The 13,131-nt window shown below is 59.3% G+C and carries 15 protein-coding genes; 7 read left to right on the forward strand and 8 right to left on the reverse strand.

The features are described from left to right. Positions 1-9: 9 nt before the first annotated feature. A complete protein-coding gene (locus tag VFG26_RS10435) occupies positions 10-225 on the reverse strand; it encodes a 2TM domain-containing protein (protein WP_325024977.1) in 216 nt (71 codons plus the stop codon). Positions 226-406: 181 nt separating this feature from the next. Here VFG26_RS10435 and VFG26_RS10440 point away from each other — a divergent pair, with 181 nt between their 5' ends. Then, positions 407-616, forward strand: a complete 210-nt coding sequence (locus VFG26_RS10440; RefSeq protein WP_325024979.1) for a hypothetical protein — start codon at positions 407-409, stop codon at positions 614-616. A gap of 82 nt (positions 617-698) precedes the next feature. Here the strand turns inward: VFG26_RS10440 and VFG26_RS10445 are convergent, their stop codons facing one another. After that, positions 699-965, reverse strand: coding sequence for a histone deacetylase (locus tag VFG26_RS10445; protein ID WP_325024981.1), 267 nt, complete (start codon positions 963-965; stop codon positions 699-701). Between the two features lie 148 nt (positions 966-1,113). Between VFG26_RS10445 and VFG26_RS10450 the strand changes: the two genes are divergently transcribed. Then, the gene (locus VFG26_RS10450; RefSeq protein ID WP_325024983.1) at positions 1,114-1,527 is read left to right on the forward strand and encodes an NUDIX hydrolase; all 414 of its coding nucleotides are present in this window, start codon (positions 1,114-1,116) and stop codon (positions 1,525-1,527) included. Here the strand turns inward: VFG26_RS10450 and VFG26_RS10455 are convergent. After that, on the reverse strand, positions 1,524-2,804 hold the full coding sequence (locus tag VFG26_RS10455) for a DUF763 domain-containing protein (protein ID WP_325024985.1): 1,281 nt from the start codon (positions 2,802-2,804) through the stop codon (positions 1,524-1,526). The two genes, VFG26_RS10450 and VFG26_RS10455, sit on opposite strands and share 4 nt — an antisense overlap. Positions 2,805-3,471: 667 nt before the next feature. Here VFG26_RS10455 and VFG26_RS10460 point away from each other — a divergent pair. Together VFG26_RS10460 and VFG26_RS10465 are read left to right on the forward strand one after the other, a co-directional pair. Then, a complete protein-coding gene (locus VFG26_RS10460) occupies positions 3,472-3,870 on the forward strand; it encodes a hypothetical protein (RefSeq protein ID WP_325024987.1) in 399 nt (132 codons plus the stop codon). Between the two features lie 227 nt (positions 3,871-4,097). Further along, complete coding sequence (locus VFG26_RS10465) at positions 4,098-5,894, forward strand: ABC transporter ATP-binding protein (RefSeq protein ID WP_325024989.1); 1,797 nt, start codon at positions 4,098-4,100, stop codon at positions 5,892-5,894. Positions 5,895-5,993: 99 nt separating this feature from the next. On the opposite strand, the gene VFG26_RS10470 is transcribed toward VFG26_RS10465, so the two are convergent. The 3 genes from VFG26_RS10470 to VFG26_RS10480 form a co-directional block, all read right to left on the reverse strand. Further along, positions 5,994-8,174 carry an amylo-alpha-1,6-glucosidase gene (locus tag VFG26_RS10470; RefSeq protein ID WP_325024991.1) on the reverse strand — a complete coding sequence of 727 codons (2,181 nt, stop codon included), beginning with the start codon at positions 8,172-8,174 and terminating at the stop codon, positions 5,994-5,996. 64 nt (positions 8,175-8,238) lie between these two features. Continuing rightward, positions 8,239-9,330, reverse strand: coding sequence for a glycosyltransferase family 4 protein (locus VFG26_RS10475; RefSeq protein ID WP_325024993.1), 1,092 nt, complete (start codon positions 9,328-9,330; stop codon positions 8,239-8,241). A 211-nt stretch (positions 9,331-9,541) separates the two neighbouring features. Further along, positions 9,542-9,802, reverse strand: a complete 261-nt coding sequence (locus tag VFG26_RS10480; protein WP_325024995.1) for a hypothetical protein — start codon at positions 9,800-9,802, stop codon at positions 9,542-9,544. 372 nt (positions 9,803-10,174) lie between these two features. Here VFG26_RS10480 and VFG26_RS10485 point away from each other — a divergent pair, with 372 nt between their 5' ends. Further along, positions 10,175-10,432, forward strand: coding sequence for a hypothetical protein (locus VFG26_RS10485; RefSeq protein WP_325024997.1), 258 nt, complete (start codon positions 10,175-10,177; stop codon positions 10,430-10,432). Positions 10,433-10,601: 169 nt separating this feature from the next. Next, on the forward strand, positions 10,602-10,910 hold the full coding sequence (locus VFG26_RS10490; protein WP_325024999.1) for a hypothetical protein: 309 nt from the start codon (positions 10,602-10,604) through the stop codon (positions 10,908-10,910). Between the two features lie 76 nt (positions 10,911-10,986). Here the strand turns inward: VFG26_RS10490 and VFG26_RS10495 are convergent, their stop codons facing one another. Together VFG26_RS10495 and VFG26_RS10500 are read right to left on the reverse strand one after the other, a co-directional pair. After that, on the reverse strand, positions 10,987-11,232 hold the full coding sequence (locus tag VFG26_RS10495; RefSeq protein WP_325025001.1) for a hypothetical protein: 246 nt from the start codon (positions 11,230-11,232) through the stop codon (positions 10,987-10,989). A 472-nt stretch (positions 11,233-11,704) separates the two neighbouring features. Continuing rightward, positions 11,705-12,046 carry a hypothetical protein gene (locus VFG26_RS10500; protein WP_325025003.1) on the reverse strand — a complete coding sequence of 114 codons (342 nt, stop codon included), beginning with the start codon at positions 12,044-12,046 and terminating at the stop codon, positions 11,705-11,707. Positions 12,047-12,511: 465 nt separating this feature from the next. Here VFG26_RS10500 and VFG26_RS10505 point away from each other — a divergent pair, with 465 nt between their 5' ends. After that, a complete protein-coding gene (locus tag VFG26_RS10505; protein ID WP_325025005.1) occupies positions 12,512-13,057 on the forward strand; it encodes a hypothetical protein in 546 nt (181 codons plus the stop codon). Positions 13,058-13,131: the final 74 nt, after the last annotated feature.

Here is a 13,131-nt window from a genome sequence, read left to right on the forward strand (position 1 = left end):
AGGCTCAGCTCACCTGCGAATGGGCCGGACAGGCCGTACCGGACGAGAGGGCGCGCGCCATACTGAATAGCCATGCGCCGCAAGACCTATGCCCCAGCCGATAAGCACCCAATAAAACCAAATCGTTTGGGGGTTCATGTAGTTGATGATCGCGAGGATCACGTTCACGCCGACATAGGCCAGCAGGTGAATCTTGAAGCCCTGATTTTCTAGCAGTCTGTTCATCTCGGTCTCCGGCCGAATATCCCGCTAGTTGCTTTGTACCGGCTTTCCCGTTCGGCCGCTCAGAAATCTATGGTCAACGGTCAGTTGAACGACCGGAACCTGGACATTTGGGTACGCGTTATCGCCGGATGCCCTGGAAACAAGCAGCGGACCCGAACGAAAGGGCCGTCTGGAGGAGCCCATGAACAGTAGCGAAAAGCCTAAGGCTCAGGTTGACCAAGAGCTCGACGAAGCCCTCAAGGAGACCTTCCCGGGAAGTGATCCCATTGCCGTCGATCGTACCAGCGACCAAGTCGTACGGCCGGTCGATCGCCAGCCACCGCTCCTCGACAAGGATCTCGTTGAGAAGCTTTCTGAGCAGGCGAAAGCGGAGCAGTTAAAATCCAAATAGCTGCCGCTCTGCCTCCCAGACCGTCGATATTCCGGCCGGAAAACTTCGCGTCTTCCGGCCGACTTATTCTCATGCGTCCGCACTACGGCCCGGGATTGGGCGAAGGGGCAGGATGCGTGGGGCTCGCGTTAGGCGACGAGGGAGTTGTCACCGGCTCGGTGATCGTGGACTGGCCGGTGTTGGTGCGATCGACCGTGGGGCTCACCCGGCCGTAGAAGAACCAAGCGATGAGAGCCAGCGCGATCAACAGCGCAATAATTCCAAAGGAAGACGACGTGCTCCGCGGGGAACGGGAGAGGTCGCCGGTATCGCGACGCTGGCCGGTTTGTGGATCGGTATATAAAGCCATTTACATTCCTCCAGTTCGTGTGAGGAGGAAACAGATGCGAAAAGAGGAAGGTTCCGAATGACGCAGAACTGTACGGCCTAGCTGCAAATGATAATAATGCTGTCTATGCTGTCTATGCTGTCTTTGCTGCATTCGGAAAAGCCCATTCATGACAATTCGACAGGTCGGAGCCGTGCCCCTTCGGAAGACGCGGGAGGGACTGGAGGTTCTTCTCGTATCGTCCAGAGAGACGGGTCGATGGGTCATTCCAAAAGGTTGGCCTTCGAAGCGGTTGAGCGATCCGGCGGCGGCGGCGCGCGAAGCCAAGCAGGAGGCAGGCGTTACGGGAAAAATCTCAGGCGTGCCGATTGGCAGCTACCGTTACCGAAAGAAGATGACGGCGGAGACAAAAGTGCTCACCGTCATTTGTTATGTTCTGTGGGTGAAGAAGCAACGGAAGCGTTGGCGCGAGCAGGATCAGCGAACGCGTGAGTGGTTTCCGCAGGAAGAAGCCGTGAAGAAAGTTCGCGAGCCCGGGCTGAAGGCGATCTTCGCTGGGCTCGAGGCGCAGCGCAAACGTTAGGCTGCGCCACGTGTCTTACCGGCCTTTGCAGAAGGCGGTGGTGGCGCTTCCCATCCGAACACAGAGCGGCCGCCTAAAGACGACGAACTTGCCAGTTCCTGCGCCACGTATTCCTCAAAGGACGGGCCGCTGACAGTCCGTTCCAGCTGTCTTGCCTGCGCGTCCAGCCGCTTCAGCGCGGCGAGCGTCTCGGCATTTCCAAGCTTGGCCTTTTCGACTGCGGACTTCAGGACCCTTATCGTCTCGTCATACACTTTGGTCGGCACCGGATAGGGATGCCTATCCTTGCCACCGTGAGCTAGCGAAAAACGGGCTGGGTCTTGGAAGCGATAGGGCGCACCGTGGAGCACTTCGGCGACCATCGCCAAGGATTGCACAGTCCTTGCTCCGACTCCCGGCGTCAGTAGCAGGTCGGGGAAGTCCTTGGGCCCCTGCTCCGCGGCAGCCGCCAAGGTTCCGTGAAGCCGCCTTATGAACACGTCGCTCGAACGAACCTCGTGGTGGGCCGGCATCGAGAGGTGAGGCAGTGAGAGCTGCTGCTGTTCCTCGAGAACAGCGCCTGCGCCTGTTCTCTCCTCGGTCATCAGCTCGGAGACGATTTTGTCAGGACCGAGCGTCGACAGCAGGTCAAGCTGCGCCGATCGCGATGCCGCAGCGCGCCGGTCCGTCAGGTTGACGATTTCGCCCTGCTGCGGACCGTCAATCGCCGCATGCGGCTCGTCAATGAAATTCGATTGTAATTGCGAACACCAATGGTAGCGGCGCGCCTGGCGCGTTCCGGTGTTCATGCCTTGTTGAACGACCGTCCAATGGCCGTCGCACGTTGCGAAAAATCCGTGAAGATAGAGATCGAAGCCGTCCTGCACGGCGGCGCTGTCGACCTTGGCGACCAGTCGGCTGGTCCTGGTCAGCGCGTCAGCGTCAATTCCGACGCGGTCGCCAAGGGCGCCCAGCTCGTGAGGTGTCTGGCGCGATTGCTTGCCGCGACCTCCGCAAACGTAAACGCCCAATTCGTCTTGAATGGGCCGGAGCCCGCGTTTCAAAGCTCCGATGACAGTGGTCGTGACGCCGGATGAATGCCAGTCCATCCCCATAACGGAGCCGAAGGACTGAAACCAAAAAGGATGGGCGAGACGGGCTAGTAATTCGTCTCGCCCATATTCGTGTACGATCGCTTGACAGATGACCGCCCCAAGGGAGGCCATGCGCGCCGAAAGCCACGGTGGCACGCGGCCACCGTGGAGAGGAAGATCAGCGCTGCCTGTACGCCTGGCCATCGGCTCCTTCAGAATTTGCTCTGATCACCGTATGCCGAGTCGGTGAATGCGGCCACAATGGCGTGCCGTCGTCCAGCTGCAAATCACGGCGGGCGCGCTCAAAAGCGGCCTCGAATTTTGCTTTTCTATCCAGACGGGACGCACGTGCGCGACGCGTGAATTCACCTAGCTTCATGCACCATATTCCTCTGTAAAAATCCGGTACTCGCGGAATATTCGCGGTAGCTGTTCGTCAATGGCCTGAGGCGTTTGCCCCATGCGTATGATGAACAACGCTTCAGCTTTGGTTGTTCCGAACGACGCTCCGCCGTCCGTCTTTGCCGCAGAGAACTCGCGGCAAAGAAACGCAGCTGCATTAAGCGCAGCATGAGGAAGCGAGCGGTCCAACGGCGGTGGCTAGCGGCCGATGCCTCTGCTGGTGATCCGCGCCAAGCCCGTCGCTCCGAGGCCCCTGTTGGGGAATAGGGAGCGGCCAGTGAGTGGAGAGCTTACGCCTCTGAAGCCGGATAGGAAGGTCGTCGTGGCGGCGGAGTCGCGAATGCGGGTGGGGTAGAGGCTCGGCGATAAGGGGGACGGTTGTGGCGTCACAATCGTCGATGCCGGCGCGATGATCGTGTTGAGCTGGACGCCGGAGGCTGGGAGCTGTGTCGACTGCAAAGTCCCACTGATGGTGGAGACATTCGACCGGCTCGGATCAATCGTGACGAGCAGGCGGCTGGACGCCGACGGATCAACCCTGTTGGTCTCGGTAGGCGAGGGCGACAAGGAAGGCGACAGGATAGAAGGGACCTCCGAACTTCCCCGCACGGTGATGGCGCTATTCGGCAGTGTCGGGGTCAACGGCGATGCATTCGGCGTGGGTGTGAGCGGACTACTCGTCGCACCCGAGCCCGTGATGGCCGATGGCGACACTGGCGGCGTCAGAACCTGCGGTGCGGACGGCTGGCTGAACTCTGTAGACGTTTGCTGGGCCATAGCGGCGCAAGGGACGCCGAAGAGGAAAGCGGCGGTCAGGGCAGCTGAGATTTTGTGCATGGTGTTCGCTCCTGCTTGCCCGTCGTCCTAGGAACTTAGCAGCGAATTCTCAGTTCCGACGGCAACGGGACTCTGCTCAGCAGCGGCGGCTTTCGAAATGATCGGCAGCATCACACTGAGTTAACCAGTCGCAGCCCGGCCGTTGTCTGATCGCCGCATCCATCGAGTTTACCGAGGCAGTGTTTCAGAGCGCTCACGTAAGGATCATCCGTCGTCTGTGCAAACAGCCAAACAGCCGATGCGGACCGGCCGCCCGAAATGAATTCATGTGTTGAAGGGATACGTATTTTGACGAGCGACTTGTCGGCTTTTGCAAGGCACCCATACCGTTTCATTCTAGCGATCCTCAGCACCTACCGGTGGAGCCATATCGCGATCCTGCTATCCGTGGTCGCTGCCGTTACGTTTTCGGTTTCGACGCAGTACGGCTTAAAAAAGCTCGTGGACGCGCTTTCGGATCCTTCGCGGCATGGTGCTGTTTGGCTCGCATTCGCGCTGCTCATCGGCTTTATAGCTGCCGATAATCTGTCCTGGCGGCTGGCCGCGTGGATTGGCCATTCCACCTTTACCGGCGTATCGGGACGTGTGCGGCGTAAGCTCTTCCGGCACCTCACCGGGCATGCTCCGAGCTTTTTCCACGGTCAGGCACCGGGCGCACTGACGAGCCGCATCACGGCTACGGCAAACGCGCTTTACACAACCGAAACCATGGTGACGTTCAACGCGATGCCGCCGCTCATTGCGACGGTCGTGTCCATCGTTTACCTCGCGACCGTCAGCATCCCGATGGCCCTGACGCTGACGGGCATCGTCGGCATCATCGTCGCGATCATGTTTTACTGGGCGTCGCGCGGCACCCCGCTTCATCATGGTTACGCGCGGGAAGCCGCTAACGTCGACGGCGATATGATCGACGTCATCTCCAATATCTCGGTCGTTAAAGCGTTTGGGCGCATGCGGAGCGAACACCGGCGGCTGGGTAGCGTCATCAGCCGCGAGGTTCGCGCCCGCAAGCGGAGCCTGTACTTTCTCGAACGCCTGCGGATCTTTCACGCGCTGACAACCGCTGTTCTGACGTGCTGCGTGCTCGCTTGGTCGATCAGGCTTTGGCAGCAAGGGCAGGCGACTGCCGGCGACGTCGTGCTGGTTTCCACGCTTGGCATTTCCATTTTGAGCGCCACGCGTGATCTTGCTGTCGCCCTCGTGGATGTGACGCAGCATCTGGCTCGCTTTTCAGAAGCCTTGAAGACCCTGCTTACGCCGCACTCGCTGCCGGTCAATTCTTCGATGAAGCGCGTGGATACGGCGCGCGGCGCGTTGGAATTCCGCGACGTCAGCTTCTCCTATCCGGATGGAAAGCAGGTTTTCTCAGGCTTGAATTTCAAGATCGAGCCGGGCACGCGCGTTGGAATCGTTGGGCCCTCGGGAGCAGGTAAATCGACGATCTTCTCGCTCGTCCAGCGCTTCTACGACGCTCAGTCCGGTGCCATTTTGATTGACGGCGAATTGGCCTCGTCGCTGCCCGACCAATCTCTCCGCAAAGCGATTGCCGTGGTGCCTCAGGACGTCAGCCTCTTCCATCGTACGCTGCGGGAGAACATCCGCTATGGCCGCCCGGACGCCACGGACGAGGAAGTCATGGAGGCGGCGCGAATGGCTCGCTGCCTCGGCTTCATCGAGCAATTGCCAGACGGTCTCGATACGATCGTTGGCGATCGGGGAGCCAAGCTGTCAGGCGGTCAACGGCAACGCATCGCGATTGCGCGCGCCTTTTTGAAGAATGCGCCCATCCTGCTTCTGGATGAAGCCACGTCCGCTCTCGATAGTCATTCCGAAGAGCTGATCAGAGAGGCGCTGACGACGCTCATGCGTGGCAGAACTGTGATTGCAATCGCGCACCGGCTGTCGACACTGCGTACCTTCGACCGCATCATGGTCATTCAAAACGGCCAGGTCGTACAGGACGATACTCCGGAGACCCTGATCAGCAAGGCCGGCGCTTATAAATCGCTCGTTGAGCTCGAGGTGCGCCGCCTGCAATCGGCGGCGGCGTAGAATAGCTGCCGTAGCCGCCTCTCCGTAAATCCATACGTGGGGACTACGGCCGCGGTAACTTGAATGGGTTTGGATCAGCTCTTGTGCCGGATGCTCAAATTAGGCCAGCACGACCTTCGCGCCTTCGCGGCATTCCAGTACGTCGAGCGCGACGCCACCGCTCTTCCGCCTCACGACGAAATCGGCCGTTCCCATGCCGACGGGCATATTGCGGATGGTGACCTCGCCGAGGCGCTCGGGCAGATACGGGGCGTTCAGCGTGACCGTGCGCGTTGTGCCGTCGGCCTCGAGGCCCAACAATGATTGCAGAATGTGGGGCATCGAGCCGCTCGCCCACGCCTGCGGCGAACACGCGACTGGGTAAAGAACCGGCGAGCGGCCAGCGCGGCGCCGGAAACCGCAGAACAGCTCAGGCAAGCGGCCCTGATTCATATTGAGGGCCGCATCAAGCAAGCCATTGAAAACCGCTTCGATGCGATCGGAATGCCGGTAGTGCGCGAAACCCGCCGCTATCATCGAGTTGTCGTGCGGCCAAATCGAGCCATTGTGGTAGGACATCGGGTTGTATCGCGCCTCGGTCGTGGCGATCGTTCTGATACCCCAACCAGAGAAGAAACTGGCCGATAGCATCTGGTCGATGACGCGCTTCGCCCGCTCAGGATCTGCAATGCCTGAACTCAACACATGACCGGCGTTGCTTGAGCGCACATCGACGCGCCGCTTTTGACCATCGAGTGCAATGGCATATGTGCCGATCTCCGGCGACCAGAACTTTTCTTCGAACTTCTGCTGGAGCGTGACGGCCTCTTTTTCCAGGCGGCGCGCAAGATCGGGCTCACCCATTATCGTGGCCATGCGCGCGGCTAGCTGTTTCGCCTGGAAAACGTAGCCTTGTACTTCGACGAGAGCGAGCGGCCCCTCGGCCAGTTCGCCATCCTTATTGAATACGGCGTCATGGCTGTCCTTCCAGCCTTGGTTCGCCAGACCCTCGTCCGTCTCGCGGGCGTATTCGACGAAGCCATCACCGTCCGGGTCGCCGGGGCCATCTATCCATTCCAGAGCTTTGAGAATGGCAGGCCAAATTTCGTGGAGGAAATCCGTGTCTCCGGTCCTGACGAAATAGGACCCGGCGAGAACGATGAAGAGCGGCGTCGAGTCGACACTGCCGTAATACAAGCCGAACGGAATCTCGCGCAGCGCGGCCATCTCTCCGTTGCGCATTTCGTGCAGGATCTTTCCGGGCTGCGCGTCAGCGGCAGCGTCGTAGGATTTAGCTTGGTAGTGGGCGAGCCGACGCAAAACGCCTTTGGCGATGGAAGGATTGAACCATAAGACCTGCAGAGCCGTGATCAAGGCATCCCGCCCGAACGTGGTCGAGTACCAGGGCGTACCCGCGTAGGGATAAGGTCCCTCCGGCGTCTGCGTGATCAGCAATCGCAAGTCGGCACGTGAGCGTTTCAGCACATAGTCGAAATCGGGGTTCGAGACTTCGATGTTCGCTGCAATAGGGTTGAAACGCCGAAGGTAGCGCTGCGCATCGCGCAAACCCTTGACGTAGGAACACGGGGCTCGGGCTCGCTCCGTCCCTGCAACGGCAGTCACAAAAACACGCTGTGACCCTTTGGGGGGAATGTGGAGCCGAAAGAACGCCGATGTCTCCTTCAATGAAAGAGGCTCCGGGTCAACGTGAATCGAGGTTTGACGGACGATGCCATCCAAGCCCGAATAGACAAAATTGACCGAGCGGGATGATTCGATTTGCCGCCGGACCGCACCGCGCTTCTCACGGCGCATGCCTCGAACTTCGAAAATGTCACAGAAATCGGCGTCGAAGAAAACCGTTACGGGCAGATTGCAGTAGACATTGGAATGGTTGGTGAAAACCAGACGCTGCCGCAAGCTACCGTCATGGACGTAGGTCGTTCTGAAAACATGAACGACATCTTTGTGCAGCCAGAGCGCGCCGTCGGAGTAGATGTCCGTGTTCGTCAGATCGCAGCAGTGTTGAATATCCTTGCGATCGAGCGTCGAGCCGAGAAGCAAAGGCGGGCGCCTGGCAATCAGCAGCTCGAGGCGAGATAGATAACGCGTATCGTTATAGAAGAAGCCGTCCGAGTGGTTGCCGAATGCACCGATGTCGCCATGCGTATCGATGACGAGGAAAGCATCGTCGTGCTTCAGCGTCTCATGATCCCGAGGCGAACTATCAGCCTCAGCATGAATCCGTTCGGGCTCGTGCTCGTGAGGCTGATCATGTTGCCGGGATGGCGCGCCTGCCATCGCCAAACTCCGCTAAAAAATATCTACGCCAAACTAGACGCTTTCGGCTCAGGCTGCCACTGCGTCAATTGACGAGAGTCTCGCGGACGGAGGAAATTTCTTCAGCGCGCGCGAGCGGGAGGCGGTTAGCGCCGGCAAAGGCTCGCGAATAGAGCGCAACGTAAGCTTTCGCCATTTGATCAGCTGTGAACCTCTCATCAAATCGTTCGCGAATTCTCACACGATCGAGCGCGAGGACATTAGGCAACGTAGCGATTGCGTTCTCGACGCTGTCGACGATGAAGCCGGTAACACCCTCGTCTATCACCTCACGGACGGAACCCTTATCGAACGCGAGAACCGGCGTTCCGCAGGCCATGGCCTCAATCATCACCATGCCGAACGGTTCAGGCCAGTCGATGGGAAAAAGCAGGGCCGAAGCTTCGCCCAGAAACTTCCCTTTCTCCCGGTCGCTGATCTCACCGACGAAGTGAACATCGTCGCCATGCAGAAGAGGCTTGATCGTCGTCTCGAAGTATTCAACGTCGACGGCATCGACTTTAGCCGCAATCTTCAACGGGAAACCCGCGGCCCGCGCAATCTCGATTGCACGGTCCAGCCGCTTCTCGGGGGAAATTCGTCCGAGGAAGGCTAAATAGCCGCCGCGCGGATTGAAGGTCGGTCGGTGCAGATCGTGCGGCAGACCGTGATAGACCGTGCCGGCAAACGTCGCATAGGGGATCGGCTCGCGCTGCGAGTCAGAGATAGAGACGAGGTTCATCTCTGGGAATGCGCGATAGAGCAGCTGCAGGTCCGGCAGGTCCTGCCGTCCATGAAGCGTCGTCAGAGTTTTATGCGCGATTGTCCGGAATACCGGGAACTGAAATTGATCGATGTGAAAGTGAATGACATCGAAGCTCGATGCCATGCGGCGGATCTTGTCGACCATCATCATGTAATACGGGATGGGATCTCGCACGGCCGGGTTGGAGCGCAGCGATTGCTCACAGCACGGAACAAGATTTGCGGACGTTATGGAGTCGCCGCTGGCGAAAAGAGTGACGTCGTGACCTTGCTTGACGAGTGCTTCAGTCAGATAGGAAACAACTCTTTCTGTCCCCCCGTAGAGCTTAGGCGGAACGCTCTCGATCAAGGGGGCAACTTGTGCAATCTTCATACGCTAGGTCCTTCCCGTGGTCGAGAAGTCCAACGTTCCGCTCACCAAAATCGTTCCAAGGCCGTGTGCGGCGCAATCGCCGGCGCCGGATGGGAGCAAAGGCTCGCAATCAGCGATCGCACGCATCGAGGACGCGACCGCAACAATCAGCAAAATAGCTCACCAAAAAACGCCCGGCTTCACATCGGCCCAGCGCCGAGCAATATGAACCCTACCTCCTACGGAGATTTTGATTCCGCTGGGTCGGGTCGTTGAAAAACGGGTCGTAGGTTTGCGTGATCGGTTTGGGGTAGGTCGACGTTGTCGGCGACGGAATCGTTCCTGCCGTACCCGCGCCTGGGAAGCTTGACGGCGGGTTCTTGACCATGGGCGCAGCCGGTTGCTTCATCGTGCGGGAATTGAAACGGGTTTGCGCGAGGGCCGGCGTGGCAAAAAGCGCCGCGGCCGAGATGAGTAGTAGTACTTTTTTCATGTCCCCTCCGGTTCTCCTGATCGATAGAGCGAGACGCACGCGCTGGCAATGTTCCTGGCTGCATGTCCCCGTCGCGTCCACCGCCGTACTCTACCACCGGTAGTCTGGATGATCGAAATTCGGCCGGATGAATCAGCTGCCGGTACCTTGCACGGAGGACGTGGCGGCGATGGGGCACGCGTGATTCGCGTCCGGACTGCTTTCCGCGTCCAGACCGCGCATGCGAGTCCCAGGTGTAACACTTGCCTTAGCAACCGGCGTAGCATGCTCTCAAAGCCCTGCGAAACGTCGCGAGGGCGGAAGACGATGGTGCCCGACGCGTGCAAGCATGGCACCGTCTGAACGTCTGTTGCTGATGCGGAAGGTGAGCCGATGGGAAAGCTGGTTCTTCTGAGTGGCGAGCGCGCGAAGAAAGAGTTGGAGGAAAAGCAGCGGATCATCGCTGGTTTGAAAGAGCTTCTGGCTCGCGCGGAAAATGGCGAACTCAAAGCGATTTGCTATGCCAGCGTCGATACCGATGGCCAGAACGTCACCCTTGGAATTTTGCAGGATGACAAGACAGGCCTGCATGAGCTGATCGGTCTGTCGCAGATGCTGAGCGACGCCGTTCTGCAAAGCGCGCGGGATTAGCAAAGTCAGCTGCTTGCCTCGGCGACGTGCGTTTCTTTTTGAGGCGTTCGTTTGGACGTCGGAAACCGTCGCAGCAGGATGCTTTGCCCGGGAAAGCAGCTGATAATCGGATCAGCACATGATCTCTCCCGCGCGGGCTGGTGGAAGCCAAGGCGCTCGGAGATAGATCGTGAAGACAATTACCGTGGCCATTGCCGCTTGCGTTATGGCCGGCAACGTGGCGGCAGCTCCTGCCGGAATGACCAAGCCGGGCAACGTTCCTCTCGTTCAGAATACGCACGGGCATGGCGGCGGTGGATGGGGGCCTGGGCCCGGCGTGATCGTTGATGTGCCCTGGGAGGCGATCGGAAACGCCAATCCTCCCGCCCCTATTGCGACCACACCTGACCGGTGCCGAGAAGCCCGCCACGCCTGCTTCGATCAGTGGGGCACGGATGGCGCCCGTTACGGGCGCTGCATGCGAGAGAGCGGCTGCTGATCTCAACAGCTCCGATAGACCTACCCTCGGCTTGGGAACAGAGGTGAGAGGCCCATGGCCGCTCACCTCATGATGTTCACGCTGCGTGCTTGTGCGTCCGCTTGGAGGCCACGTGCTTGTGAGCGTGCTTCGATGCATAGTGCTTATTGGAGTGCTTGGAAGCATTGCGCTTGTGCGTCGCCTTCGAGGCGTGGTGCTTTGAAGACTTATGCATCGTTTGCGCATGATGCTGCTGCTTGAGCGGCTTCTCGGCTGCGCTTGCAACGCCAGCGCCGATCATCATTGCGACTGCCGCCATAGCGACTTTCAAAACTGTTCTCATATTTCCGGCTCCTTGTTTGTAACGCCCTCATGGACGTGGAGCCGGTGTTAGGCCGCCTAGTCTGTCAGCGAGATGAACAGATTAGCCTCTAACGCCATACACTTTCGTAAGGTCAACGCGGCCCCTCATTGGCGTCCGCAATGAAACACGAGCCCAGCGCAGAGCCGCGCGCGCTCTGTCGCGCCTTGCAGGATTCGACAGTAGCGAACGAAGCACGCGGATTGCACGTTAAGCGCCTGTCGCAGCGTTTAAGGGCGTCCTTGGCATGTTTAGGGACAATGTTATTTGGGTCGATTTCCGCGTCTCGAAGGACATTAGAGACAAACAGGCTCTGACGTTTGCTGAGCGCATGAGATCCAACTCGGACCGGACTCGACGACATCTCGATGCCACGAGAGCTGCCATCGAAACGGTCAGACGCATGCTCGGTCAGCCCATCGGCGATCCCACCGACAAGACCTAGGATCATGCCTCAGGTCTGCCTTGAGGAGCTTCTCTTTCGAACGTCGCCCGCACGTAAGGATAGGCCGGGCTCTCTTACCCCGTATCTCTTGAGGTCCCCCGGCTCCAAGTAAGGCGAAACCACGATCGGCACTTTGAGCGCCTTGACCGCGTCGCAGAAGTCCAGGGTGTCGGTTCCAACGTCGAACTCGATGACGACCGAGTCAACTCTCGTTTCCTGCAGAAAAGCCAGCGCCTGTCCGTATGATCCGAACGCGTAGGCACTTCCGGTCCGCTTGCGGCTCGTGTCGCAAAACCGCATCGGAGGGTTGATTGAGCGCTCGACAATGACGATCGCTCGGCAGCTTTCCATGTCGGGTACCTCTAAGCCTGGCGGCTACAGGAGCGGCTCTTCCGCAGTCCCTTGAGTTCAATCTACCGGCGACTCGAAACCTGACAATCGCTAAAGAGCAATGCTCCGAAATAATCTGTGAGTTCGGTGGATGACGCGGCGGGCGCCCAACGGCCCCTGGCCTGCACATACGAGCAGGCATTCGAGAATCGGTTCGTCTCAAACCTCTTCGCCGGTGACCGGCGTGCCCTTAGGGATGCGTGGCGTCGTACTTCGCGGCCTCGTTCCACATGACGTAGCGGCCGGCCACGAAGCCGACTGCGAGCAGGATGCATGCGATGGTGACAAGCTTGACGTGGCGATGCATTGGGGGCCTCCAAGGAGCAGACTTGTGTCCTGCCATAGGCAGGTCCTCAAGGTCGAGCACGTTCATTGGCCCAGTCGCTAAACAATTCAGGTTGTAGAGAAAATCGGAGGCGCTGGCCCGTGGGATCAGACCGGTGGATGCTCGCTCTCGATGCCAACGCCCTCACCTACTGGGCCGAGGCGATGAGCGCGGCGCCGGCTCCGCCCTCAGAACCGCTGGCTGAGGAAAAGCTCGCGCTCGTCCGCATCTTCTTCTGGATGCCGGCGGAGGCCAGCTTCAAGCTGGTACCTACCGTCAAGGCCGAGTACGAGGCGATCTCCGACCGCACGAAGCGTGAAGCCCACATCGGTTGGGCCCTGCGCCAGGTTTCGGAGGTCCGTCCTGAACCTGACAAAACTCTCGTTGCCGAGCGGGCCGAAGAGCTGATCCCGTTTCGGGCGGGCTTGAGCGATCGCAAAATCATCGCTGAGTGTGAGCAGGCCGGGATCTCGGCATTGCTCACGTGCGACGGCAAACTCATTGACCGGCTGCGTATGGAAACCCGCGTGTGGCTGGTACGGCCATCGGAGTTCTGGGACCGCCTTCGAATTGTAAGGGGCACGCCTGCGGTGAGGCTACCTGCGGATGACAACCCGCTGCGGTTTTGCTCGTGGTGGCACTGGTGAGTCCGTCAGGCCTAATGCTCATTTGCCGATGCCGCAGTCTTTTTGTTGTACACAGGTCAGTTGCGCCTCAAGCC

This window comes from Hyphomicrobium sp. (assembly GCF_035687085.1).
Taxonomy (GTDB): Bacteria; Pseudomonadota; Alphaproteobacteria; order Rhizobiales; family Hyphomicrobiaceae; genus Hyphomicrobium_B.